At 71.7% G+C, this 23,894-nt stretch carries 19 protein-coding genes; 10 read left to right on the top strand and 9 right to left on the bottom strand.

The window, feature by feature from the left end:
• The first annotated feature begins 3 nt into the window (after nucleotides 1-3).
• The 6 genes from AB0D93_RS17580 to AB0D93_RS17605 all read left to right on the top strand — a co-directional run bounded on the left by AB0D93_RS17580 (nucleotide 4) and on the right by AB0D93_RS17605 (nucleotide 9,004).
• Nucleotides 4-1,866: a glycoside hydrolase gene (locus tag AB0D93_RS17580; RefSeq protein WP_362120384.1), complete on the top strand. Its 1,863-nt coding sequence runs from the start codon at nucleotides 4-6 to the stop codon at nucleotides 1,864-1,866.
• A 249-nt stretch (nucleotides 1,867-2,115) separates the two neighbouring features.
• Nucleotides 2,116-3,381: a sugar ABC transporter substrate-binding protein gene (locus AB0D93_RS17585; RefSeq protein ID WP_362120124.1), complete on the top strand. Its 1,266-nt coding sequence runs from the start codon at nucleotides 2,116-2,118 to the stop codon at nucleotides 3,379-3,381.
• 20 nt (nucleotides 3,382-3,401) lie between these two features.
• The gene (locus AB0D93_RS17590) at nucleotides 3,402-4,367 is read left to right on the top strand and encodes a sugar ABC transporter permease (protein ID WP_362120126.1); all 966 of its coding nucleotides are present in this window, start codon (nucleotides 3,402-3,404) and stop codon (nucleotides 4,365-4,367) included.
• Entirely contained in the window at nucleotides 4,364-5,206 is an 843-nt protein-coding gene (locus AB0D93_RS17595; RefSeq protein ID WP_362120128.1) for a carbohydrate ABC transporter permease, read from the top strand. Before AB0D93_RS17590 ends, AB0D93_RS17595 begins: the two co-directional genes overlap by 4 nt.
• Before the next feature lie 12 nt (nucleotides 5,207-5,218).
• Nucleotides 5,219-8,134, top strand: coding sequence for a glycoside hydrolase family 2 TIM barrel-domain containing protein (locus tag AB0D93_RS17600; protein ID WP_362120130.1), 2,916 nt, complete (start codon nucleotides 5,219-5,221; stop codon nucleotides 8,132-8,134).
• Nucleotides 8,135-8,488: 354 nt separating this feature from the next.
• Nucleotides 8,489-9,004 (top strand): DUF2231 domain-containing protein, encoded by a 516-nt coding sequence (locus AB0D93_RS17605; protein WP_362120132.1) that lies wholly within the window; start codon nucleotides 8,489-8,491, stop codon nucleotides 9,002-9,004.
• 139 nt (nucleotides 9,005-9,143) lie between these two features.
• Here the strand turns inward: AB0D93_RS17605 and AB0D93_RS17610 are convergent, their stop codons facing one another.
• The 5 genes from AB0D93_RS17610 to AB0D93_RS17630 form a co-directional block, all read right to left on the bottom strand.
• Nucleotides 9,144-9,746 carry a hypothetical protein gene (locus tag AB0D93_RS17610; RefSeq protein WP_362120135.1) on the bottom strand — a complete coding sequence of 201 codons (603 nt, stop codon included), beginning with the start codon at nucleotides 9,744-9,746 and terminating at the stop codon, nucleotides 9,144-9,146.
• A 35-nt stretch (nucleotides 9,747-9,781) separates the two neighbouring features.
• The gene (locus tag AB0D93_RS17615; RefSeq protein ID WP_362120137.1) at nucleotides 9,782-10,528 is read right to left on the bottom strand and encodes a CBS domain-containing protein; all 747 of its coding nucleotides are present in this window, start codon (nucleotides 10,526-10,528) and stop codon (nucleotides 9,782-9,784) included.
• Nucleotides 10,529-10,672: 144 nt separating this feature from the next.
• Complete coding sequence (locus AB0D93_RS17620; protein WP_362120140.1) at nucleotides 10,673-12,394, bottom strand: GAF domain-containing protein; 1,722 nt, start codon at nucleotides 12,392-12,394, stop codon at nucleotides 10,673-10,675.
• 485 nt (nucleotides 12,395-12,879) lie between these two features.
• Nucleotides 12,880-13,554 carry a pyridoxamine 5'-phosphate oxidase family protein gene (locus tag AB0D93_RS17625; protein ID WP_362120142.1) on the bottom strand — a complete coding sequence of 225 codons (675 nt, stop codon included), beginning with the start codon at nucleotides 13,552-13,554 and terminating at the stop codon, nucleotides 12,880-12,882.
• 43 nt (nucleotides 13,555-13,597) lie between these two features.
• Complete coding sequence (locus AB0D93_RS17630) at nucleotides 13,598-14,668, bottom strand: zinc-dependent alcohol dehydrogenase family protein (protein WP_362120144.1); 1,071 nt, start codon at nucleotides 14,666-14,668, stop codon at nucleotides 13,598-13,600.
• An 879-nt stretch (nucleotides 14,669-15,547) separates the two neighbouring features.
• Between AB0D93_RS17630 and AB0D93_RS17635 the strand changes: the two genes are divergently transcribed.
• Entirely contained in the window at nucleotides 15,548-16,255 is a 708-nt protein-coding gene (locus AB0D93_RS17635) for a response regulator transcription factor (RefSeq protein WP_362120146.1), read from the top strand.
• Between the two features lie 309 nt (nucleotides 16,256-16,564).
• Here AB0D93_RS17635 and AB0D93_RS17640 read toward each other — a convergent pair whose 3' ends face one another.
• Nucleotides 16,565-17,008 carry a universal stress protein gene (locus AB0D93_RS17640; protein ID WP_362120148.1) on the bottom strand — a complete coding sequence of 148 codons (444 nt, stop codon included), beginning with the start codon at nucleotides 17,006-17,008 and terminating at the stop codon, nucleotides 16,565-16,567.
• A gap of 277 nt (nucleotides 17,009-17,285) precedes the next feature.
• A complete protein-coding gene (locus AB0D93_RS17645; RefSeq protein WP_362120150.1) occupies nucleotides 17,286-17,939 on the bottom strand; it encodes a hypothetical protein in 654 nt (217 codons plus the stop codon).
• A gap of 70 nt (nucleotides 17,940-18,009) precedes the next feature.
• Between AB0D93_RS17645 and AB0D93_RS17650 the strand changes: the two genes are divergently transcribed.
• The 3 genes from AB0D93_RS17650 (at nucleotide 18,010) to AB0D93_RS17660 (ending at nucleotide 20,867) form a co-directional block, all read left to right on the top strand.
• On the top strand, nucleotides 18,010-19,326 hold the full coding sequence (locus AB0D93_RS17650; RefSeq protein ID WP_362120152.1) for a jacalin-like lectin: 1,317 nt from the start codon (nucleotides 18,010-18,012) through the stop codon (nucleotides 19,324-19,326).
• Between the two features lie 130 nt (nucleotides 19,327-19,456).
• A complete protein-coding gene (locus AB0D93_RS17655; RefSeq protein WP_362120154.1) occupies nucleotides 19,457-20,050 on the top strand; it encodes a WHG domain-containing protein in 594 nt (197 codons plus the stop codon).
• A 142-nt stretch (nucleotides 20,051-20,192) separates the two neighbouring features.
• Nucleotides 20,193-20,867 (top strand): alpha/beta hydrolase, encoded by a 675-nt coding sequence (locus AB0D93_RS17660; RefSeq protein ID WP_362120156.1) that lies wholly within the window; start codon nucleotides 20,193-20,195, stop codon nucleotides 20,865-20,867.
• On the opposite strand, the gene AB0D93_RS17665 is transcribed toward AB0D93_RS17660, so the two are convergent.
• Nucleotides 20,801-21,610: an isocitrate lyase/phosphoenolpyruvate mutase family protein gene (locus tag AB0D93_RS17665; protein WP_362120158.1), complete on the bottom strand. Its 810-nt coding sequence runs from the start codon at nucleotides 21,608-21,610 to the stop codon at nucleotides 20,801-20,803. The two genes, AB0D93_RS17660 and AB0D93_RS17665, sit on opposite strands and share 67 nt — an antisense overlap.
• Before the next feature lie 155 nt (nucleotides 21,611-21,765).
• Nucleotides 21,766-23,490 (bottom strand): DUF2264 domain-containing protein, encoded by a 1,725-nt coding sequence (locus AB0D93_RS17670; RefSeq protein WP_362120386.1) that lies wholly within the window; start codon nucleotides 23,488-23,490, stop codon nucleotides 21,766-21,768.
• Nucleotides 23,491-23,894: the final 404 nt, after the last annotated feature.

The following is a 23,894-nucleotide window of genomic DNA, read 5'->3' on the forward strand; positions in this document are numbered from 1 at the left end:
GGGATGCACGTGTCACAGCCCCGCACCGCTCGACTCCGCATCGGTGGACAGGCCCTGCTGACGGCGTCCGCCGCACTGGCCGTCACCGGAGCCCTCCTCACCTCCCCGCCCGCGAGCGCGGGCACCGCCCCGGCCGCCGCCGAGGTCTCCCCCCACGCCGCGCAGACCATCGACGACATCGGCGCGTCCGGTGCCTGGTGGGTCAACGACCTCCAGCACTTCGACCCGACGGTGCAGGCCCGGGTCGCCGGGCTCCTGTTCTCCCAGCAGGGGTTGGCGCTGAGTTCGTACCGGTACAACATCGGTGGCGGCGGTGTCGCGGTCACCACCCCGGCCCGCGCGGCCGAGGACTTCCTCAAAGCCGACGGTTCCTACGACTGGAGCAGGGACGGCGGCGGTCGCACCTTCCTGAAGTACGCCGCGCAGTACGGCGTGAAGGACCTGATCGGTTTCGTCAACAGCGCCCCGGCCCGGTGGACGACCAACGGCAAGAGCTGCGGCGGTCAGCTGAACGCGGCGAACGAGGCCGATTTCGCGAAGTACGTCGCCGACGTGACCGATCACTTCGCGCGGCAGGGCGCACGGTTCGACTACATCAGCCCCTTCAACGAGCCGGACAACAGCTTCGCCGACTGCGGCCAGGAGGGCATGCCGGTGCCCGTCGGCCAGCGTGACGACATCGTGCGCGCACTCGGCGCCGAGCAGCGGGCCCGGCACCAGAGAACGGGCATCATCGCCGACGAGTCCAGCAGGACCACGCAGTTCACCAGCGAAGTACCGCAGTGGATCTCCCAGCCGGGCACCGCGGGTTACGTCGCCAGGCTGGCCCACCACACGTACGACAACCCCGACGACGGCCGGCTCGGAAGCGTCTACGAGACGTCGAAGTCGGTCGGGAAGACGCCCTGGGCCACCGAGATCTGCTGCTTCGGCAAGGGCACCACGGGCTGGAACCAGGAGTACGACCCGACCATCGACAACGCGCTGCTGATGTCGCGGATCATCTACAAGGACTTCGCGACCTCGCACGATTCGGCGTTCCAGTGGTGGGTGGCGCTCGCAAGCGGTTACGGCACCGATCCGACCACCAGGAACGACCAGGGCTGGAACGACGGCCTGATCTACTACGACCCCGACTACGCGGCCAACGGCAACCAGAAGCTGTACTTCACCAAACGCTATTACGCGCTGGGCCAGTACAGCAGGTTCGTCCGGCCGGGTGCGGTCGCGCACAACGTGACCGGGGCCCCGGACGGCGTGGAGGTGTCGTCCTACGACCGCGACGGACAGTGGGTGGTCGTGGTGAACAACCACAACACCACCGACACCGCGCTGAACCTGCACTTCAACAGCGAGGTGCCGGTGCGGGCGACGCAGGCGGTGCGGACCTCGGCGGACGAGAACTGGGCGAGGATCGCGAAACCGTCCGTCAGCGGCGGAACCGCTTCCACAACCCTCGCCGCCCGTTCGGTCACGACGTACGTCTTCGACCAGAAGGGCCACGGCAGTTCGGCGGTGACCGGCGCTCTGGCGGGCCGGCAGTCGGGCAAGTGCCTCACCGCGGACGCCTCGGGAGCCGCGATCACCTCGTGCACGGGCGCCGCGGACCAGTCGTGGTCGTACGACGCGCGGGGCACCCTGAAGAGCGCGAACGGCTATCTGACGGCGGGGGATTCGGGCCTGACGGCCACCGCCGCGGCCACCGGTGACGCCACCCGGCGCTGGCTGTTGAACGCGAACGGGCAGATCGTGAACGAGGCGTCGGGCAAGTGCCTCGACGTCAGCGGGCAGGCGACGGCCGACGGCAGCAAGGTGATCCTCTACAGCTGCAACGGTGGCACCAACGAGGCCTGGACCAGGCGGTAGAGCCCGCTCCCCTGTGGACCGAGGGCCGCCGGCCACAACCCTGACCCGGCGGCCCTCAACTCCTTTGTCCCGCAGCCCTGTTCGTGATTCCGAACCACACACAACACTTCGAACAGACTTCGTCCAACCCCTTGCCGAAGCATTAGCCGAAGGCTAGCGTCCCCGCACCGCACCCGGGATCCCAGGCCACTCGGCCGCCGGGCGCGCAGGGCCGCAGCAGCCGCACTTCGACAGACAAGGACGCCAACCATGCCGGCACCGAGCAACAGCACCTGGGACCGCCGTTCGATACTCCGGGCCGCAGCCGGTCTCGCCGTCGCCGCCCCGCTCGCCGCCTGCGGCAGCAACAACGGACGTGGGGGTGGGAGCGGTTCGGGCAAGAACCTCACCCAGATGTTCCACGCCTACGGCGAGGCCGGGACGGAGCAGGCGATCAAGCGCTACGCCGCCGCGTACAAGAGTGCCCACGTGACCACACAGTGGATCACCAGCGCCGACTACGAGAGCAAGCTGTTCGCCACCCTGCTCACCAGGAGCGCGCCCGACGTCTTCGAGTTCCACCCGCAGATCCAGATGGTCAAGAGCGGCCAGGTGGCGGACCTGAGCGACCTCGTCGAACCGGTCAAGAGCGACTTCAACCCCGCCGACATCAAGTCGCACACGGTGGACGGAAAGGTCTACGGCGTGCGGATGATCGACGATCCGCAGTTCTTCTTCTACCGGCCCTCGCTCTTCGAGAAGGCCGGCGTCAAGGTTCCCGAGACGCTCGACGAGTTGATCGAGGCCGCGGCCAAGCTCACCACCGGCAAGACCAAGGGCCTGTACCTCGGCAACGACCTGCACGCCGTCGTCAACCCGCTGATCTGGTCCGCGGGCGCGGACACCCTCGACGACAAGAACGAAATCGCTTACCACACCCCCGGCGTCATCGAGGGCCTGAAGAAGATGCGCAAGCTGTTCGCCAGCGGCCATCTGCTCCTCGGCGCCCCGACCGACTACTGGGATCCGTCCTCGCTCAGCCAGGGGCTGTGTGCCGTCCAGTTCTGCGGCATGTGGGCCATGCCGCAGTTCCAGCAGGCGCTCGGCGACGACCTGGGCGTCTTCCCCTTCCCGAAGACCACCGACTCCGGCAAGCCCTCGGTCTACAACGGCGGCTGGTCGATGTTCGTCAACGCCAAGGGCGGCGACGTCGACGCGGCCAAGGAGTACGTCAAGTGGCTGTGGATCGAGCAGAGGAAGTACCAGGAGGACTTCGCGACCTCGTACGGCTTCCACATCCCGCCACGCTCCTCGATCGCCGCGTCGGCCACCAAGCTCAAGTCCGGTCTGCCCGCCCAGGGAGTCCAGCTCTTCAACCAGTACGGGCACTTCGACAACATCGCCTGGACCCAGGCCATGATCAGCGCGTCCTGGGACGTCATGGCCGACTGCGTACGCAAGGACGGTGACCCGGAGGCGGCGCTCGACAAGTGCGACAGGACCGTCAACCGCGAGCTGAAGAAGCTCTTCGGATAGGCCGGCGGACGGACCACGACATGTCGACGACGACCAAGCTCGACCTCGCGGGCCCCGCCCCGGCGAAGGCCGCACCGGCCCGGACGCGGCGGGGTCTGCTGGGCAGCCGTACCTTCAACTTCTGGCTCTTCATCAGCCCCTTCCTCGCCGGGCTGATCATCTTCATCTACGTGCCGATCGGCTGGAGTGTCTACCTCAGCTTCTTCGACGCCCGCTTCACCGTCACACCGAGCAAGTTCATCGGTTTCGACAACTACACGTACATGCTGACGGACCCCAAGTTCGTCGACTCGCTCGGTACCTTCACGGTGTTCGCCGCGTTCATCGTGCCGACCACCTGGGCGGTGTCACTGGGTCTCGCCCTGCTGGTGAACCGGCTCAGGTTCATGCGGGCGTTCTTCCGCTCCGTGTTCTTCCTGCCGACCGCGTGCAGTTACGTGGCCGCCTCGCTGATCTGGAAGATGTCCCTGTTCAGCGGCGTGCGCTTCGGACTGATGAACACCGTCCTCGGCTGGTTCGGGATCGACGGCATCGCCTGGCTGGCGAGCCCGAGTCCCCCCTGGTACTGGCTGGTCATCGTCACGGCACGACTCTGGCTGCAGTCCGGTTTCTACATGATCCTCTTCCTGGCCGCGCTGCAGAACATCCCGACCGAGCTGTACGAGGCGGCCGCCATCGACGGCGCCAGGCCGGGCTGGCAGACCTTCCGGCACATCACGCTGCCCCAGTTGCGCGCCACCTCGACCGCGGTGATCCTGCTGCTGCTCATCGCGGCCTACCAGGCCTTCGACGAGTTCTACAACCTGCTCGACAAGACGACATGGGGCCGGCCGCCGCTGGTCGAGCTGTACTACACCGCCCTGGGCACGGAACAGGACTACGGCGCAGGCAGCGCGGGAGCCGTCATCCTGACCGCGCTGATCGTCGTCGTCACCCTGTTCCAGGGCAAGCTCATGGGCTTCGGACGCGGGGAGGAGTCCAAGTGACCACGAAGCGCAGGGGCGGGGTGACGGGCAACGCCGGTCTCCATGCGGCAACCGGTGTCGCCGCCTTCCTCTTCCTGATCCCGTTCTACGTGATGCTCCGCAACGCCCTCTCCACCGACGCCCACATCACCGGGGAGCACTGGGAGTTGTTCCCCACCCACCTGCGGTGGGGCAACATCGGCGAGCTGTTCGACGACCCGTCGGTACCGTTCGCCCGGTCGCTGGTGAACTCCATGGTCGTCGCCGTCTGCATGACCGCCGGCATCCTGCTGGTGTGCTCGCTCGCCGGCTACGCCCTGGCCCGCATCCCGTACCGGCACGCCAACAAGATCTTCTACGTCGTCCTGGGCACCCTGATGGTCCCGACCTCGGTGACCTTCGTGCCCAGCTTCGTGCTGGTGTCGTCCCTCGGCTGGGTGGACACCTACCGGGGTCTGATCATTCCCGGCCTGTTCAGCGGTTTCACCTGCTTTCTGTTCCGGCAGTACTTCCTCGGGTTCCCCAAGGAGCTGGAGGAGGCGGCGCGCGTGGACGGGCTCGGGTACTGGGGCGCGTACTGGCGGGTCGTCGTCCCCAACTCCCTGAACTTCTTCGCGGCGATCGCGACGATCACGTTCATCAACGGCTGGAACGCGTTTCTGTGGCCGCTGGTCATCGGGCAGGACCCGGACTCGTGGACCGTCCAGGTCGCGCTCTCCTCGTACATCACCAACCAGACCGTCGTCTTCCACCAGATCTTCATGGCGACGGCCATTTCCATCCTGCCGCTGCTGCTCGTGTTCCTCTTCCTCCAGCGCTGGCTGGTGCAGGGGATCGCACAGACCGGTATCAAGGGCTGAACCAGGAGGCCGATGTCGTTGAGCACCCACACCGTCACCGATTACGTCGAGGACGTCTCGCCGGGCTCCGGAGCACTGCCGCCCCGCGCCTGGTACGCGTCCTCCGACGCCCCCTCCCTGTCACTGAACGGCAGCTGGCGCTTCCGGCTGTCGCGGACGGCCGACGCCGAGGACGACTCCTTCGCGGCGCAGGGATACGACGCCGGTGACTGGGCGGAGATCTCTGTCCCCGGCCACTGGGTCCTGCAGGGCGGGGGCGCTTTCGGCTCCCCGATCTACACCAACCACCTCTACCCGTTCCCGGTCGACCCGCCGCGGGTGCCGACCGAGAACCCGACGGGCGACCATCTGCGGGTCTTCGACCTGCCCGGAGACTGGCCGGACCTCGCCGAGGGCGGCGCGGTACTGCGTTTCGACGGGGTGGAGTCCTGCGCCCGGGTGTGGCTCAACGGCACGGACCTCGGCGAGTTCAAGGGATCGCGGCTGCCGCACGAGTTCGCGGTCGGCCATCTGCTCCGCCCCGAGGGCAACGTCCTGGCGGTCCGGGTCCACCAGTGGTCGGCCGGCTCCTATCTGGAGGACCAGGACCAGTGGTGGCTGCCGGGCATCTTCCGTGACGTCACCCTGCTGCACCGCCCGGCGGGCGCCGCCCTCGACTTCTTCGTGCACGCCTCCTACGACCACCGTGCCGGTACCGGCACCCTGCGGGTCGACTCCGACGTGGACGGCCGGGTAACCGTTTCCGAGCTGGGCATCGACCTCGCGACCGGTGAGAGCGTGACCGTGCCGGTCGAGCCGTGGTCGGCGGAAACTCCGAGGCTGTACGAGGGCACGCTCACCACCGAGGGCGAGCGGGTGCCGCTGCGCATCGGTTTCCGTACCGTGGAGCTGTCGGACGGCCTGATCAAGGTCAACGGGCATGCGGTGCTCCTCAAGGGCGTCAACCGGCACGAATGGCATCCGGAAAAGGGACGCGCACTCGACCTCGCCACGATGCGCGAGGACGTGCTGCTGATGAAACGGCACAACATCAACGCGGTCCGCACCTCCCACTACCCGCCTCATCCGGCCTTCCTCGACCTGTGCGACGAGTACGGCCTGTGGGTGATCGACGAGTGCGACCTCGAGACGCACGGCTTCACCGAGCAGGGCTGGCGGGACAACCCCGTCGACGACGACCGCTGGACCCCGGCCCTGCTGGACCGGGCGTCCCGCATGGTCGAACGGGACAAGAACCACCCGTCGGTCGTCATCTGGTCCCTCGGCAACGAGGCCGGCACCGGCCGCGGCCTGACCGCGATGGCCGAGTGGATCCGCGGCCGCGACGCCTCCCGCCCGCTCCACTACGAGGGCGATCCCACCTGCCGGGACACGGACATGTACTCGCGGATGTACGCGAGTCACGCCGAGGTCGAGCGGATCGGCCGCGGCCTTGACGGCGGCAGCCTCCGGCGCCGTCGACTGCCCTTCATCCTGTGCGAGTACGCGCACGCCATGGGCAACGGCCCCGGCGGACTCGCCGACTACCAGCGGCTGTTCGAGTCGTACGACCGGGTGCAGGGCGGGTTCGTCTGGGAGTGGATCGACCACGGCATCGCGCATCCGGAGCTGGGCTACGCCTACGGCGGCGACTTCGGTGAGGAGCTGCACGACGGCAACTTCGTCTGCGACGGTCTGCTCTTCCCGGACCGGCGGCCCTCCCCCGGTCTCGTGGAGTTCAAGAAGGTGATCGAACCGGTCGGGATCACCGGCGAGGCCGGCGACGGCACGGTCCGGGTCACCAACAAGCAGGACTTCGCCGGCCTGTCGGCGCTGGCGTTCTCGTGGTCGTACGAGGTCGACGGGGAGACGGTGGAGTCCGGGCCCCTGTCGGTGCCCGCGCTCGCGCCCGGCGAGTCCGCCGACGTCAAGCTGCCCGCGCCGCCGGCCGGGGCACCGGCCGGAGAGGCCCACTGGACGGTCCGGGCGGCCCTCGCGGACGGCACCCCGTGGGCGGCGAAGGACCACGTCGTGGCCTGGGGCCAGGTCGCGGTATCGGAGCGGCGGGTGCCCAGGGTCGCGGCGATGGCAGGGCCGGTGCCCGGCGACGGGCTGATCACCCTCGGCCCCGGCACCTTCGACGCCCGCACCGGCGCCCTCACCGCCGTCGGTGACGTGCCGGTCTCCGGGCTGCGCCTGGACGTGTGGCGGGCCACGACCGACAACGACGACGGCGCCCCCTGGCAGAGCGATGTGCGCCACGGGCCGCTGTGGCGCAAGCTCGGACTGCACCGGATGCGGCACCGGCTGGACGCGGTGGAGACCGGCGAGCACACCCTGACGGTCCGTACCCGCGTGGCGCCGGCCGCACGGGAGCTGGGGCTGGCCACCGTTTACCGCTGGACGTCGGACGGAAACCGTCTTCGGCTGACCGTGTCCACCGTCCCGGAGGGCGACTGGACGGTACCGCTGCCCCGGCTCGGCATCCGCTTCGGGCTGTCGGCGGCCGACCGGGTGCGGTGGTTCGGCGGCGGCCCCGGCGAGGCGTATCCGGACACCAGGGCGGCGTCGATGACGGGGCGTTGGCAGTCGACGGTGGACGACCTGCAGACGCCCTACGTCCGCCCCCAGGAGAACGGCGCCCGCGCCGACGTCCGCTGGGCGGAGCTCGGCGGTCTGCGCGTCGAGGGCGACCCGGCGTTCTACCTCACCGCCCGCCGCTGGACCACCGAGCAACTGGACGCCGCCACGCACCTCACCGACCTCACCGCCGGCGCCGCGTCCGGCAGCGGCTCCGCCACGGGGGTCTGGGTCAACCTCGACCACGGTCAGCACGGCGTCGGTTCCCAGTCCTGCGGGCCGGGTCCGCTGCCCCGCTACCACCTGCGGGCGGAACCCGCGGAGTTCTCCTTCGTGTTCTCCACCGTCCCCGACCCCGAGGCCGGTTGACGGCAACCGTTTACGACGCCCATCGCGGCCGGCCGGCCCAGGGTTCCGGGGTTTCCCCGGAACCCTCCGCACCCGGCCGGCCGCGGTCGCGTCCCCCGCTGCCCGACGGTCGTACTCATCCGGCTGAACTGGAGAAACGGCCCGCGACCCGAGCGACTCGAGTGACCCGCCCATGCCCCAGGGCCGGCAGCACGCATCCGGAGCAGACGCCGACCACCGGCATCCCGGCGGTCCCGGTGCACGCGACAACCCCGTGCAAGGACCGTGGTGACCGGGGCGCGAAGGCTCAGAGGTAACTGAGAGGTGGCTGTGCCAGGCTCGCGGCGCCCGTCACCCCCCCCTCAGGAGCCCTGGATGAATCTCGTCAACGGTCTGCCCGCCCATGTCCTGTTCGTCCATGTGGTCGTCGTGTTGATACCCCTGGCCGCGCTGGCCCTGGTGGCGGCCGCGCTGTGGCCGCGCGCCGCCCGGCGGCTGGGGGTCCTGCTCCCGGCGCTCGCCTTCGTGGCCCTGGTCAGCGTGCCGTTGACCACGCACGCCGGTGAGTGGCTGGAGCGGCACGTGCAGGACGACGCCCTGGTGCGCCGGCACACCGAGCTGGGTGACGGACTGCTGCCCTGGGCCCTGGGCCTGTTCGTGCTGGCGGCGGTCGTGTGGTGGGCGGGGCGGCGCGCTCCGGCGGAGCCCGGCCAGGGCCGCGGCCCGCGCTGGTCCGCCCCTCCGGTACGGATCCTCCTCGGTGTGCTCTCGCTGGCCGTCGCGGTCGGAGCCGTGGTGGACGTCTACCGGATCGGCGACTCCGGGGCCAAGGCCGCCTGGCACGACGGCTACTCGAAGACGGCGACCGGGTCCGAGCACGACGGCTCCTGATCCGGCAGGCGCCTGGCCCGTCGGCGGGGTCGGTTGCTTCCGGGCCGGGCCGCCGGGTGGCCGGAGTGGTGTCCGAGGTCGTCGGGACGTCAGCTGTTTTCAGCTGTGGTCAGCTGTTTTCAGTTGCTTCCAGCTGTGTTCAACCCCGGCCTCCGCTCAGGTTCCCCCACCGCGGCCCGATCTGCTTCCACTCCTCGTCCCACTCGGCCATGCGCCGCCGGATGAGCCGGGCGCGGACCACCCGTCCGCCGGCCCAGACCGCCGCGCAGACCGGAACGGCGACGAGGGCGCCGGTCACGGCCGTCTCCAGCGTCGCCACCGCCCCGGTGAGGGGTGCGGGCACCAGATGGCCCGTGCGGTCCGCCCACACGGTCACCGGGGTGCCCGCCGCGGCTCCCGCGAGGACCTTCGCCCGGTCCGTGTGCACGGAGCCGTCCGGTCCGGTCCAGCGCACGGCGGCCCATACGCCGCCGTCGTCGCCTCCCGCCGAAGGGACCGGGGTCGGCGGTGCCCTGTCCGTGAGGACCGCGGACACGGCGTGCACCCGGGCCGCCCGCGCCGCGAGCCCCGAATCGGCGATACGTGCCGCCACCGTGCCCGCGGCCGCTCCGCAGACCAGGGCGAGCAGCCAGACGGCGAGCACGATCCAGGCCTCGACGACATCGCTGTGCCGCCTCAGCGGGTTGCGGCGCCAGCGCCAGAACCGTACCCGGGTGACCGTCCGGGGAGGCGTTCGCGGCATCGTCGCCACCTCCTGTCGGGGACCGGCGTCGTCCGTCAGGGCGTGCGCCCCCTGACGGGGCCGGAAAGACCGGAGTCGGAAAGACCGGAGTCGGGGAGGTCGGGGTCGGGGAGGTCGGGGTCGGGGTCCGGGCGGCGGGGCAGTCCGGACAGTGCGCAGTGCACGTCCACCACGCCCGCCACGGCACGTGCGAGCCGCGCCGCGAGCGGGATCAGGGCCGTCTCCCTGACCCGTCCGGTCAACGTGACGACACCGTCGCGCACCTCCACCCGGACGGTGGTGGTGCGTGTGCCGAAGAGACGTACGACGACCTCGCGCCGGATCTCCTCGGCGATGTCCTCGTCCTCCCGAAGGAAGACCCTCAGCAGGTCGGAGCGGCTGACGACGCCCCGCAGCGTCCCGTCACGGCCGACGACCGGCAGCCGCTTGACCCCGCTGCGGGCCATGAGGCGCGCGGCCTGGGCGAGCGTGGCGTCGGGTGCCACGGTCACGGCCGGGGCGGTCATCAGCGCGGCCGCGGTCGCGGCGTCCGCCGTGCCGGTCTCCTGCGGGTGCCGGGCCGGGCCGGGGCGGCCGATGCCCGCGTCGCCGTACTCCCGCGCCGGCAGCAGATCGGCCTCGGAGACGACGCCGACCACACGTCCGGCGTCGTCCAGCACCGGAAGGGCGCTGACGTGCCACTCCCGCATGACCCGCACGATGTCCTTGAAGGCGGCGCCGCCCCGCAGGGCGACGACCGGGGAGGTCATCACGTCGTGCACGAGGGCCGGAGTGCCGTTCATGGCGTCCTCCCGGAGCCGGGACCGAGGCCGTCTTCGGACACCTTCAGGCTGCGGCGGCGGACCCGTCGGCGACATGGGCCGAGTGGGCCGCTCCCGTGCCCCGTCGGCCCAGGCCTCTCGCGCCGTGGGGTCCGGCCAGGAGGCTCATTCGGCGGGCAGCGGGACGCGCCAGTCCAGTACGGCGCCGCCTTCCTGGGGGCTGGTCACCTCGAGCCGCCCGCCGAGCTTCGCCGCCCGCTCGGCCATGTTGAGCAGTCCGCTGCGCCGGCCGCCCGGCGGGATGCCCACGCCGCTGTCCTTGACCTGCAGGCACACCTCGCGGCCGTCGGTCGTCAGGGCCACCTGGGCCCGTGCGGCGTGGGCGTGCCGGGCTATGTTGGTCAGGGCCTCGGACAGTACGGCCACGATGTGCTCGGCGGTCTCTGGCGGCACATCGGTGTCGACCAGGCCTTCCATCCGCACACTGGGCGCGAAACCCAGCACGGGGGTGGCGTCGCCGACCGCCCGGACGACCCTGGCCCGCAGGCCGCTCCCGGCGGTGCCCACGCGGGCCCGCAGCCCGAAGATCGTCGACCTGATGATCTTGATGGTCTCGTCGAGGTCGTCCACCGCCCGCAGCACCCGCTCGGCGGCCTCGGGATGCTCGATGAAGCGGCCCGCGCTCTGCAGCGTCATCCCGGTGGCGAACAGCCGCTGGATGGCTAGGTCGTGCAGGTCCCGGGCGATGCGGTCGCGGTCCTCCAGCAACGCGATCTGCTGGGCGTCCTGCCTGCGGTCGGCCAGTTCCATGGCGATCGCGGCCTGTGCGGCGAACCCCAGCAGCATCTCGGTCTCCCTCTCCAGGAAGACGGGCCGGCCGATCTCGCGGGCCACCAGCACCACCCCCCGCACGCCGCCCGCGCCCGTGCCGATCGGGACGGCGACGGCGGGGCCGAGCCCCTCGAAGCGCGGCGGCTCGGGGTTGATCCGCGCGTCGTGGACGACGTCGTCGCTGGTGACCGGGGCGGTCGCGGTGTACGCCAGACCCATGAGGCTCGCTCTCATGGGCAGCACCAGTCCGCGATGCGCCTCGGCGTCCACGCCGACCGCGATCTCCACGGTGAGCGACTTCGTGCCCTCCATGGGAAAGGCGACCACGGCCAGGGCGGACCCCGAGATCTCCCGGGCGCGCTCGGCGATCAGTCCCAGGGACTCGGCGCGGTCGGTGCCGGACATGAGGCTGTGGCCGATCTCCGCGTTCGCGCGCAGCCAGCGCTCGCGCAGCCGGGACTCCTCGTACAGGCGCGCGTTGTCGATGGCCACGCCGGCGGCGACGGCCAGGGTGGAGAGCACCGACTCGTCCTCCTCGTCGAACTCCCGTCCGCCGCGCTTCTCGGTCAGGTACAGGTTGCCGAAGACCTGGTCGCGGATGCGGATCGGGACGCCGAGGAAGCTGCTCATCGGCGGGTGGCCCGGCGGGAAGCCGTAGGAGGACGGGTGCTCGCAGATCCTGGCGAGCCGGAGCGGCCGCGGGTGGTGGATCAGTTCGCCGAGGATGCCGTGGCCTTCCGGGAAGGGGCCGATCACGGAGATCTGCTCGTCGGTGACGCCCACGGTGTGGAAGGCGGACAGCCGTGCGCCGTCCGGCCCGATGACGCCGAGGGCGGCGTACTCGGCGTCCACGAGTATCGCGGCCGCCTCCACGAGGGAGTGCAGGACCTGCTCCAGCTCCAGTTCCCGGCCGACGGAGAGGACGGCCTCCAGCAGTCCTTGCACGCGGTCCTGGGTGCCACGGGCCGCGTTGATCCGGGCCTGCAGCTCCTCCAGCAGCTCGTCGAGCTTCAGCTGCGGCAGTCGTACGGGGGGCTGCTCGGGGCCTGGCACCATGTCCCTCCAAGGACCCGTCGGCACGGTCCCCGCACCGGCGGACCTCTCCACCGTATCCGCTCCCGACCTGCGGCGGTACGCGGACCGGTGGCCGGCCTCCTCACCACCTCCCCGCCCGCCGGAGCCGGCCGGCCCGGTCAAGATCGGCAGGAGCGCAGGCGGGCGGGGGCTTCCCGCAGGCGGAGATCACGGTGCTCCCGCCGGCCTGAGCAGGAGCGGGCGCGGGGCCGGCCGCAGCTCCCCGACGGAACCGACGGTGGCGCCGACCGATGACCAACCGATGACCGACCGGTAGCCCCGCCGGCCGTCATCGGAGGCGTCGGCGACCGGCCCGCACCGGCCCGGCCGGGCGGCCCGAACGGCGAGGCGGCGAACTCCACTTGACCGAGGTACGTTGCGCCTAGGTCCACATGACCGAGGTAGGTTGCGCCGTGTGGCGCCCCGGTGCCGGAGCGGGAGCGGGACCCTGCGCCGCGGCCCCGCTCTCAGGCCGTGATCCGGCGCCCGGTCACCGTGTGGGGCTCGATGCGCACCCACTGGTCGCGGTCACCACCGGCCCAGGGGGCGCTGTACGCCCGCTCGGTGAACCGTTGCTGCTCCTGCCGGTCCGTCACCGTCCGCGCGTGACCGCGTACCAGGACGCTCCAGCCCTGGCTGAAGGTGTCGTCGATGCGGTCGACCTCGAACGCCACGTTCTGCCCGGCGGCGAGGGAGGGTGTCGCGCCGAGGGCGGTCCGGAAGACGATCGCCCCGTCGACGACGCTGTAGTTGACAGGCACGATCACCGGACCGGTGGCGGTCGGTACGGCCAGCCGTCCCACTCCGTGCGAGCCGAGCAGCGCCCGGCACTCGCCGGACGACAGCTCGGTGAAGCGGGCTTCGCGTACGGCACGCCCGGGGCCGGGCGGCAGGTCGACGGCGCCGCCGGTCAGCTCGGTGACCGTCGTCTCCAGCGCCTCGGCCAGCCTGATCAGGGGGCCGGTGCCCGGGGCGGCACCAGGATGCTCCTCCAGGTACTTGAGGTAGCTGACGGCCATGTCGGCCCGGGCGGCGGTCTGTCTCCGGGTCAGGCCGAGCTGGGCTCGCCGGGCGGCCAGGCGCCGCCCCAGATCGCCGAGCGGTGCCTCCGCCGCCGCGTGCGCACTCGTCTGTTCGGTCATGGCCGTCACGCTCCTTCTCGATCGGACCGCGGGTGCCTCGCCGTCAGGCCGCGGGGACGGCGACTTCCGCGTGCTGCTCCCCGCCGAGCACGACCTTCAGGGCGCCGGTCTCGACGGCCTTGGCAAAGACGTCGTAGGCCTCCTCCATGTGGTCGAGCGGGAAGGTGTGGGTGACCAGATCACGTGTGGGCAGCCGACCCGCGGCGGCCATCCGCAGCAGGGTGGGCGTGGAGGAGGTGTCCACCAGGCCGGTCGTGATGGTCACGTTCTTGATCCAGAGGTCTTCGAGGTGCAGCGTGGCGGGCCTGCCGTGCACGCCGATGTTGGCCACGTGCCCGCAGGGGCGGACCATGCGGGTGCACAGCTCGAAGCTCTCCGGTGCGCCGACCGCCTCCATGACCACGTCCGCGCCGAGCCCGTCGGTCAGGTCGGCGACCAGCTGGCCGGGCTCCTCGCGGACGTCGGCCACGGCGTCGGCGCCGAGCCGCCGGGCGGCCTCCAGCCGGGCCGGTGCCAGGTCGACGGAGATGATCCGTTCCGGGGCGAACAGGCGTGCCGTGGCGACGGCCGCGAGGCCGACGGGGCCGGCGCCGACGACGGCGACCGTGTCGCCGGGACGTACGCGTCCGTTGAGGACGCCCACCTCGTACGAGGTCGGGAAGATGTCCGCGAACAGGACGGCGTCCTCGCTGCTCAGGGTGGCGGGCAGCGGGTGCACGGACAGGTCGGCGTGGGGGACGCGGACGTACTCGGCCTGAGTGCCGTCGACGACATGGCCGAGGATCCAGCCGCCACCGCCCCGGCACTGGCCGTAGGAGCCGTCCCGGCAGGACCGGCACCGGCCGCAGGAGGTGATGCAGGAGACCAGCACCCGGTCCCCCGGCCGTACGGTGCGCACGTCGCCGCCGACCTCCACGATCTCGCCGACTGCCTCGTGGCCGAGCACCGTCCCGGGGCGGACCTCGGGCACGTCGCCCTTGAGGATGTGCAGGTCCGTCCCGCAGATGGTGACGGCGCCGACCTGCACGACGGCGTCGGTGCGTTCCTTGACGGCGGGGTCCGGGACGTCCTGCCAGGACGCCTGTCCCGGACCGTGGAAGACGAAGCCCTTCATTGGCAGCTCCCTGTCCTGCGTCGTGGGTGCGTGTCCTTCCCTCGTCCCGTCCCCGTCCCCGTCCCCGTCCTTCCGTCGGTCCGTGTGCTTCGCTCGTCGGTCCCCCGTCCTTCCTTTTCGGTGCGCCGTCGGCTTCGGGGGTTCGGCAGGACGCCGGAACCGGCCGCGCCTTCAGCTTCGCCGCCCGCCGGTGGTGCCGCTTGGGCCGTCCGGCCCTCGCGCCCGGCCGGACGGCGCGCGCGTCGGCGTCCGTGACTCCGGCGGGGCCGGGCGATGCCCCGCAGGATCTGGGGCCTGGGCCCGGGCCTGTTCTTGGGGCCTGGGACTTCGGATTTCGGATTTCGGATTTCGGACTTGGGGCTCGGGCCTGGGGCCTGGCCCGGACAGTCCTTCCTCCGGTCCCGTGTCCCCCGGTTCTCTCGTGCCATGTGCGCGAACGACATCGCCCCATGTGCGCGAACGACATCGCCGGGGTGGTGGAGCACCGCACCACAGCGCACAGCACGCGGTCCTGCCCCGGTGCCGGACCTGCCGCCGATCGTGGAATGCGCGGTCTTCTGGCGGATGCTGCAGGTAACGGGCCTGTGCCGTCCCGCTCGATGACCGGAGGGCTGCTGATCCGGTGATCCGCGAACAGGGCAGTGCGCGTGCCCGCCGACCGCCGGGCCGACGAATGCGAGGAGCGCCTCGGCCAGGCCACCGCGGCCACGGCGACGGAGCCGCCACGCTGCGGGCCCGACGTGCGGTTCGGCCTCGCGCGTGACGATCACGGGGCGACTGGGGCCGGTCGGCCCTAGCCCGTCCGACGGGGCGGAGGGACGATCATCCCCCTGGCCAGTCGGCCCGCTGTCTGTCCGTACCGGGGAACGAGAGGTCGCCATGACCGAGACGCGCACCTTCACGGAGCGGAACCCGATCCGGGTCTTCCTGCTGGACGATCACGAGGTCGTACGACGCGGCCTGGCCGACCTGCTCGACGCCGAACCGGACATCTCCGTGGTCGGCGACGCGGACACCGCCGAGCACGCACTGGCCCGGGGCCCCGCCCTGCGCCCGCAAGTCGCCGTCCTCGACGTGCGGCTCCCGGACGGGGACGGCATCTCGGTCTGCCGGGAACTGCGCGACCGGATGCCGGAGCTGGCGTGTCTGATGCTGACCTCGTTCGACGACGAGGACGCCCTGCTGGACGCCATCATGGCCGGCGCCTCCGGATATGTGCTGAAGCAGATCAAGGGCTCCGACCTCGTCTCCGCAGTGCGTACCGTCGCCTCGGGACAGTCGATGCTCGACCCGGCGACGACGGCCCGGCTCATGCGTTCCCTGCGCACCGACCCGGCCGAGAGCCCGTCGCTGCCGCCCGAGCTGGAGAGCCTGTCGCCGCGCGAGCGGGACATCCTCGCCCTGATCGGTGACGGTCTCACCAACCGCGAGATCGGCAAGAGGCTGTACCTGTCGGAGAAGACCGTCAAGAACCACATCTCGCGGCTGCTGGCGAAGCTCGGCGTCCAGCGCCGGGTCCAGGCGGCCGTCCTCGCGTCCCACCTGGAGCCGCAGTCGGCGACCGCCGAGAGGACCGCCGAGAGGTGAGGGCGTGCGGGCCCGCGACGCCCGCGGGCCCGCCCCGGACCACGATCACCGGACCGGGGCGATCCGTTCGGCGACGGTGAGGGCCACCGAGCCGAGCAGCTGTCCCCGCAGCTCGCCCCGACCGCGCCAACCGGTCACCAGGGCGGGGCGTTGCGGCCTTCGTGCAGCGGCGCGTACACCGGGTCAGCCGACAGAACGGCGCGCTCCACCGCGCCGACGGGCCGGCACCCGGGGCTCGGGCACCTGGGGCTCCGGCACCTGGAACCCCTCCCCCTCTCCGGACCTCGGTTCACCGCTCGCCCGAACAGCTCACCGCTTCCCGGACCGCACGATCACGACCGGGCAACTGGCGTGCTGCGACACATGCTGGCTGACCGAGCCGAGCAGTGCTGCGGCGAACCCTCCCCTGCCCCGGCCGCCGACGACCAGGACCTCGGCTCCTTCGGCGGCCCGCAACAGCACGTCGGCCGGGTTGCCGTGCACCACGTGGGTGCGGACCGCGTCGGCCGCGTCCGCGCCGAGCACCTCGGTCAGCTCCTTCCGCACCTGCTGCCGGGTCTCCTCCTCGTCGACGTCCGTGTCCACGGCGGGCGCCGACCACCCGTACAGCCCCGGCAGCTCCCACACCGCGACCACCTCCACGGTGGCGCCGACGAGGCTCGCGTACCGCACGGCCCAGCGCAGGGCCTCGTACGAGTACGGCGATCCGTCGACGCCGACGACCACGCGGGGCTCGGAGGCATCCCTGTCCATGTGTCCCACCTCTCCTACCGCTCTCCCACCCCGTCGATCAGCCCTTTCGTCTCCACGCTGCACGCGGTGCCGCGATCTCGCCAGGGCAACGCGCCCAAGGTGCTGCGCCCCGCCCCGGGACCGCCGTCTTTCCCGAGAACCTTCGGCCCCTGCCGTGAACGGCGTGATCACCGTCCCTGACCTGCGTTCTCCCGGGTACGTCTCCTGTCCGGCCGCCCGCCCCCCGGCGTCCGGCCCCTGCCTCCGTCCGGCCCCTGCCTCCCGGCGCCCCGCCGCCCTACGGCGACACGGCCGGACGTGCCGGTGCGGGAGCCTCCATGGGCAAGGTGCGCATGGCCGGGATCGGGGACCACAGCAGCCACAGCACACACAGCGCCCCGCCCACGGCCGAGACGGTGATCGTGCCCCGCAGCCCGACGAGTCCGGCGAGGCCGCCTCCGGCCAGCGCGCCCAGGGGCCGCACGCCGTAGTTGACGGTGGCCCAGGCACCGGCGACCCGGCTGCGCAACTCGTCCGAAGTGACCGTCGTGGTCAGCGAGTTGAGGTTGACGTCGAAGAGCATCACGCCGACCGAGGACAGGAACTCCATGACGGCCGGCACCCCGGCACGCACCCACAGGGGGCCGTCGGCCGCCCAGACGAGGGCCAGGGGCAGGGGGAAGAGGACGGCACCCACCACCACGCCGCGGCCCACGCCGATCAACCGGGAGACGGCGGGTAAGAAGTTGACGGTGGCGGCACAGCCGAGCCCCGCCCGCAGCACCGGATGCCGCAGCACCTGGACGAGGCCCTGGCGCGCGCTGTGCAGCAGCCGGGGCGGCGGCGCGGAGCCGACGGTGGCCGGACCGGAGGCGGGCAGCGGACCGATGAGGAGGGCGGAGACGAGGAAGGACAGCGCGTCGGCGGCGACGGCGACCGGCGCGGTCGGCAAAGTTGAACAGTTTTCTCAACTACCCTTCAAATACAGCAGAGTTGGCATGAGCATGGTCCGCATGCGACCCATGAGACGACTCCTTGGCGCCCTCGCGGCCGGTGCGCTGACCCTCGCCGGACTCACGCTGTCCGCCGGCTCCGCCCAAGCCTCCGACACGGGCACGTTCAACGTGCTGACGTACAACGTGGCGGGCCTTCCGGAGGGGCTCAGCTCCAGCCATCCGGCCACCAACACCCCTTTGATCTCCCCGAGGTTGGCGGGCTACGACATCGTCAACGTCCAGGAGGACTTCAACTACCACGCGGCGCTGTACGCGGGCGACGACCACCCCTACCGCACGGCGACCAGCGGCGGCGCGGGCATCGGCGACGGCCTCAACACCCTGTCCCGCTTCCCCTTCGAGGACTTCGAGCGAGTCAAGTGGAACGACTGCACCGGCACCAACTGCCTGACACCCAAGGGCTTCACGCTCGCCCGGGTGCGCCTCGCCGAGGGTGTCTACCTCGACCTGTACAACCTCCACCCGAACGCGGACGACACCGACGACGCGCTCGCCGCCCGCCGCGCCAACATCACACAGCTCTCGCAGTTCATCCGGACCAACTCGGCCGGCAACGCGGTGATCGTCATGGGGGACACCAACACTCGCTACACCCGTAGCGGTGACAACATCCGCACTCTCGTGGACGACAACGGCCTGACCGATGCCTGGGTGCAGTTGGTCAGGGGCGGTACGGCCCCCACGCAGGGCGCCGACCCGCTGCTGTGCCCGGCCTCCGCGCCGCCGAACGACTGCGAGGTCGTCGACAAGATCCTTTACCGCGGTAGTGACCTGGTCTCGCTGACGGCGACCCGTTACGCCGACGAGTGGGCGAAGTTCCTGGACGCGAGCGGCGGCAACCTCTCCGACCACTTCCCGCACACCGTCGGCTTCTCCTACACGCTCAGCCCGAAGCTGCGCGCGAGCGACTTCTTCGGCGGCCCGCACGGTACGGCGTTCAACGACGCCAACACCCTTCCCGCCATCCCTTCCCCGCGCACCCTCACCCTGCGCGGCGGCGCCCGCCTGGACGCGGTGTCCCTCATTCACGACGACGGCACGGCTCTCACCCACGGCGGCACGGGCGGTGCGGCCGCCTCGCTCACCCTCGGCGCCGGTGAACACCTCACCTCGGTCGCACTGACGGAGGGCCGGAAGGACGGCAGGACACGGATCTTCTCGGCAGCGATCACGACCGACCGGGGGCGGACGCTGTCGGCCGGTACGGCGACCTCGGACGCCGCCACCTTCACCGCGCCGTCCGGCTGGCAGATCGTCGGCTTCACCGGCCGGGCGGGCGACGAGATCGACAAGCTGGGCGTGCTGTACGCCCCCATCGACTGAGCTGCCGGCCGCCACCGGCGGTGCGGACGACTTCCGCACCACCGGGGGCTGAAACTTCAGTCGAAGCCGGTTTCCTGGTATACCTAGCCTCTAACCTAGAGGTCCTAGGTAACCGGAAAGGCAGGCTCCCATGGCCCGAGCGGGCCTCACCGTCGACCGTGTCGTCACGGCCGCAGCCGAACTCGCCGACGAAGCGGGCTTCGAGAACGTCACCCTGTCCGCGCTGGCCCGCCGCTTCGGCGTGAAGGACGCGAGCCTGTACTCGCACGTGCGGGGCCTCACGGACCTGCGCACCCGGCTCGCGCTGTACGCCGGCGGAGAGCTCATCGACAGGATCGCGGTCGCCGTCGCCGGCCGGGCGGGCAAGGACGCGCTGGCCGCCTTCGCCGGCGCCTACCGCGCCTACGCCCTGGAACACCCCGGCCGATACGCGGCCACTCAGATCCGCATCGACCAGTCCCTGATCGCCGGTTCCCCGGCGATGCGCCGCACCGCCGAGGTCACCTACGGCATGCTGCGCGCCTACGGACTGGACGAGCCCGACCTGACCGACGCCGTCCGCCTGCTGCGCAGCACTTTCCACGGCTACTGCGCCCTGGAGTCCACCGGGGGCTTCGGCGCGGAGCGGGACGTACGGGCCTCCTGGGACAAGGCGATCGACGCCCTGCACCTGGCACTCACCCACTGGCCCCGCGAGAACCGAGCAGAGGCCGACGAGCGATGACCGAGGAACGATGACCGGCGACCGCCCTCCCGAAAACGCTTCCGAAGACGCTCCCGAAGACGCTTCCCACCACATTTCCGGCCTCGATCAAGGCCGCGACTCCGGTGAGGTCCACGCGTACGACGTCACGGGAAGCGGTCCCGTGCTGCTTGTCCTGCCGGGCGGGGCCGGGCACCCGATGGGGCTCGGGCCGCTGACCGAGCGGCTGGCCACGCACTTCACCGTGGTGACCTACGACCCGCTCGGACTCGCCCACGGCCGGCTCGGTCTACCGGTTCCCGAGCAGCGGGTGTCCGACTGGAGCGAGGGCGCCCACCGGGTGCTGGAGGCGGTGCTCCCGGCGGGCGGCACCGCGTACGTCTTCGGGACCAGCGCCGGTGGTATCGCCGCCCTGGACCTGCTCGCCCGGCACCCCGGGCGGCTGGCGCACGTGGTCGCGCACGAGCCGCCGTGCGTGACCGTGCTGCCGGACGGGCAGGAGCGGCGCGCCGAGCTGATCGGGCAGCTGGACGGCCCGGAACGCCCGCCCGCGGAAGGCGCGTCGGCCACCCCGTACGGGGTCTTCCTGGCGCGCGTGCTGCGTCCGTTCACCTCATACGCACCGGAGTTCGCCGCTCCCCCGACCGGCCTCACGCTCGCCGCCGGCACCGACTCGCGTGGGCAACTGCTGTACCGAACGGCCGAGTTGCTCGCCGAGCGGACGGGCGGTGCGTTCCTGGAGTGCCCGGGCGGACACCTGGGCACGAGGGATCACCCGGTGGCGTTCGCGGACCTGCTCACGGACACGCTGCGCTCGAGCGCGCGGACCTCGGCGTAGGTCGGGGTGGTTCCGGCCGGGGCGTGTCCGGCGGCGATGCCGGCCGCCGCGTCCAGCGCCGCGCCGAGCGCCCGCCGGTAGAGGAGCGAGCCGAGGCTGACCCGGCGGACGCCCAGGTCGGCGAGGTGGGCGACGGTGGGCCCGGCGGGCGAGTACAGGATGTTGAGGGGGACTTCGAGGTGCCGGACGAGGGCGGTGATCCGCTCGGGGTCGCTCAGCCCGGGCACGAACACCCCGTCGGCGCCCGCCTGTTGGTAGGCATCGAGCCGCCGCAGGGTCTCCCGTTCGTCACCGTCGCCGGACCAGTGGGTGTCGATGCGGGCATTGACGAAGAGGCCGGGTACGGCGGCCTTCACGGCGGCGATCTTCGCGGCGTGCCGGCCGACCGGCCCCAGCCCGTCCTCCAGGTTGATCCCGGCCGCCCCCACGGCCCACAGCTCGCGGGCCAGTTCCGCCACTTCTCCTGGATCCTGGCTGAACCCGTCCTCGGCGTCGACGGAGAGGAGAAAGGGACCCGAGCCGAGGGTCAGCGCGAGCGCCAGGGTGTGCTCCCGGGTCGCCCCCTCGCCGTCGGGCAGGCCGGCGGCCGCCGCCACGGCCAGGCTCGTCGTGCCGATCGCCTGGAAACCTCGCGCGGCGAGCCCGGCCGCCGAGGCGTGGTCCCAGGCGTTGGGCAGCAGCAGCGGCAAGCCGGGGCGGTGGTGGAGTCCTGCGAACGTCGTCACGGTGGGCTCTGTGGTCATACGGCCACGCTAGGAGGAGGACGTTTCGGCGGTGGCCGAACGATGAGGGCCTCCGCCTGTCCGCCGGTCAGGGCACCGAGCACGTCGACGTGCGCCTCGCCCCGTACGGCCACGCGCCGGTCCTCCCGTCCTACGCCACCGCTCCCACGGGAACGTCACCGACCACGACGAGCCTGCGGATCGCCCGGACGAAGCCGTGATACCCGCGCATCGGAAGCGGTGAGAGCGAAGACGTTTTCCGTGCCGGACGCCCAGCGGACGGTCACTTCGTGATCATCCTCCGTCCACACGGACACCAGTTCCCCGAGCGGCTGGGGGTCCTGCTCACCGGTCAGCCGGGCGAGCGCCACGAACAGCGTGGCCTCGCCCGGTCCGGTGCGCCCCACGAGTTCCTCCGACAGACCGGACACCGGCAGGAGTTCGGCCCGGAGCCCGTCCGATGCCTGCCATCCCGTGATCCGCACCGTTGTTCCGGGCCGGGCCCCCGCCACGAGATGGGCGCGCACCTCCACCGCGCCCTCGGCGAGCACGAGGCTGGTCACGGTGGTCCCGCCGCGCACGGTGTGCCGTGAGGCGATCCACCCCTCGCCGGTACCGAGCGGCTCGATCCGGGTACGGCTCGGATCGGCGCCGACGATCACACTGTTGTCGTAGGACGCCGTGGGCGCGGTCGCGGTCGAGTAGGCGAGCCGGGTGTAGTAGGGGTCGTAGCGCACGTCCTCGCTGCCGTGGTTGTGCAACCGGACCAGCCCGTCCGAACGGGTGGACTGCAGCAGCCAGTTGGGGATGGAGACTGGGGTCACCCGGTCCGCGCGCTCCGCAGGGGCCGACTCCTCGGTCGCCGTCCAGACCTCGTGCTCCGGAGGCAGGAGCAGGCCGAGAAAGCCTTTACTGGCCCAGTACGGGGAGGCCGGGCCGGAGTAACTCTGCACGAGCGAGTCGTCGGGGCCGAGCCAGCCCAGCGGGAGCAGCCCGCGCTCGTCGACCGCGCCGCCGTCCAGGAAGTACCGCAGCGCGCCGGAGGCCAGGCGCCGCGTCTCCCCGGGGCTGAGGGGGGTCTGTCCGGTCAGGGCACCGAGCCAGAGCGGGGCGGCCGTCGCGAAACGGTAGGTGAGCGAGCGGCCCTGGTGCAGGGGGGCGCCGTCGCCCCCGAACAGGCGGGCGTAGTCGTCGAGATGACGTGCCAGCCGTCGCCCGTACAGGGAGAGCAGGTCCCCGTCGTCCGCGAGCCAGGCGTGCAGGACCGTGTACAGGTGCATCGCCCAGCCGTTGTAGTAGTCGAATTTCCGGCCGTCGCCGTCGGTGTACCAGCCGTCGCCCAGGTACCAGCCCTCGATCCGCTCCAGTCCCCGGTCGATCGCCTTGCGTGCCGCCTCCGGCCGGTGGCCGATCTCGTTCAGGAAGCCGCCGACGGTGACGGGGAACAACTCCCAGTTGCACGGCCAGGGTTCGGCGGTGAGTGCGTCCGCCAGCCAGTCGGCGGTGCGCTGCCGCACGCTGTCGTCCAGCCGGTCCCACAGCAACGGCCGGGTCAGCCGCAGGGCGAGCGCGACGGACGCGGCCTCGACGAGCGGCTGACTGCGGTCCTCGATGCGCGGCCAGACCCCGCGGGGGCCGGCCGCGAGGCCGTCGGCGTAACGGCCGAGGGCGGTCTCGTCGCGGCGGAAGGCGGCCAGCAGCAGCGTGCGGGCGTATCCCTCCAGGCCGTCGGAGAGGTGGCCCGCGTGGCTCACATGATCGCCGGGGAGGTGGTAAAGCGCGCGGTCGGGAGTGGCGTAGGGCTCGACGGCGGCCAGCAGGGCATCGGCGGCGGTCTCCCAGTGGTGGCGGGTGTAACCGGTATAGGGGCTGGACACGCGGTCGGGGGCGGGCAGTTCGATCACGACGGTGGCTGTCCTTCCTGGCGGGGCCTGGGGCGCCCCGGTTCCGGTCGGGGCGCCCCAGGGGTTCATCCCACCCGCACGGCGCCTTCGGGCACCAGATGGAGGGCGAGAAGCGCGTCACGGACCAGGCGCGCGAAGACGGTGGCACCGTGCACGGGAGCAGGGCGCGCCGGGTCTCTCCCGTGATGCCGGCACTGGACGCCGTCTGACCGCCTGGCCGGACCGTCACGTCGTACGTGCCCGGTGGGACATCGAAACGGCAAGCGGTTGTGGAACAGTGCTCGGTGCCGGCGGGCCGGCCGTCGTGAGCCTGGGCGGGAGCCACGCCAGGGTCGCGCACACGGTGACCGCTGCCAGTACGGCGCCGCGGGCGGCGTGGAAACGTCTCACTCGTTCACCCC

This window comes from Streptomyces sp. NPDC048191 (genome assembly GCF_040652655.1).
Taxonomy (GTDB): domain Bacteria; phylum Actinomycetota; class Actinomycetes; order Streptomycetales; family Streptomycetaceae; genus Streptomyces.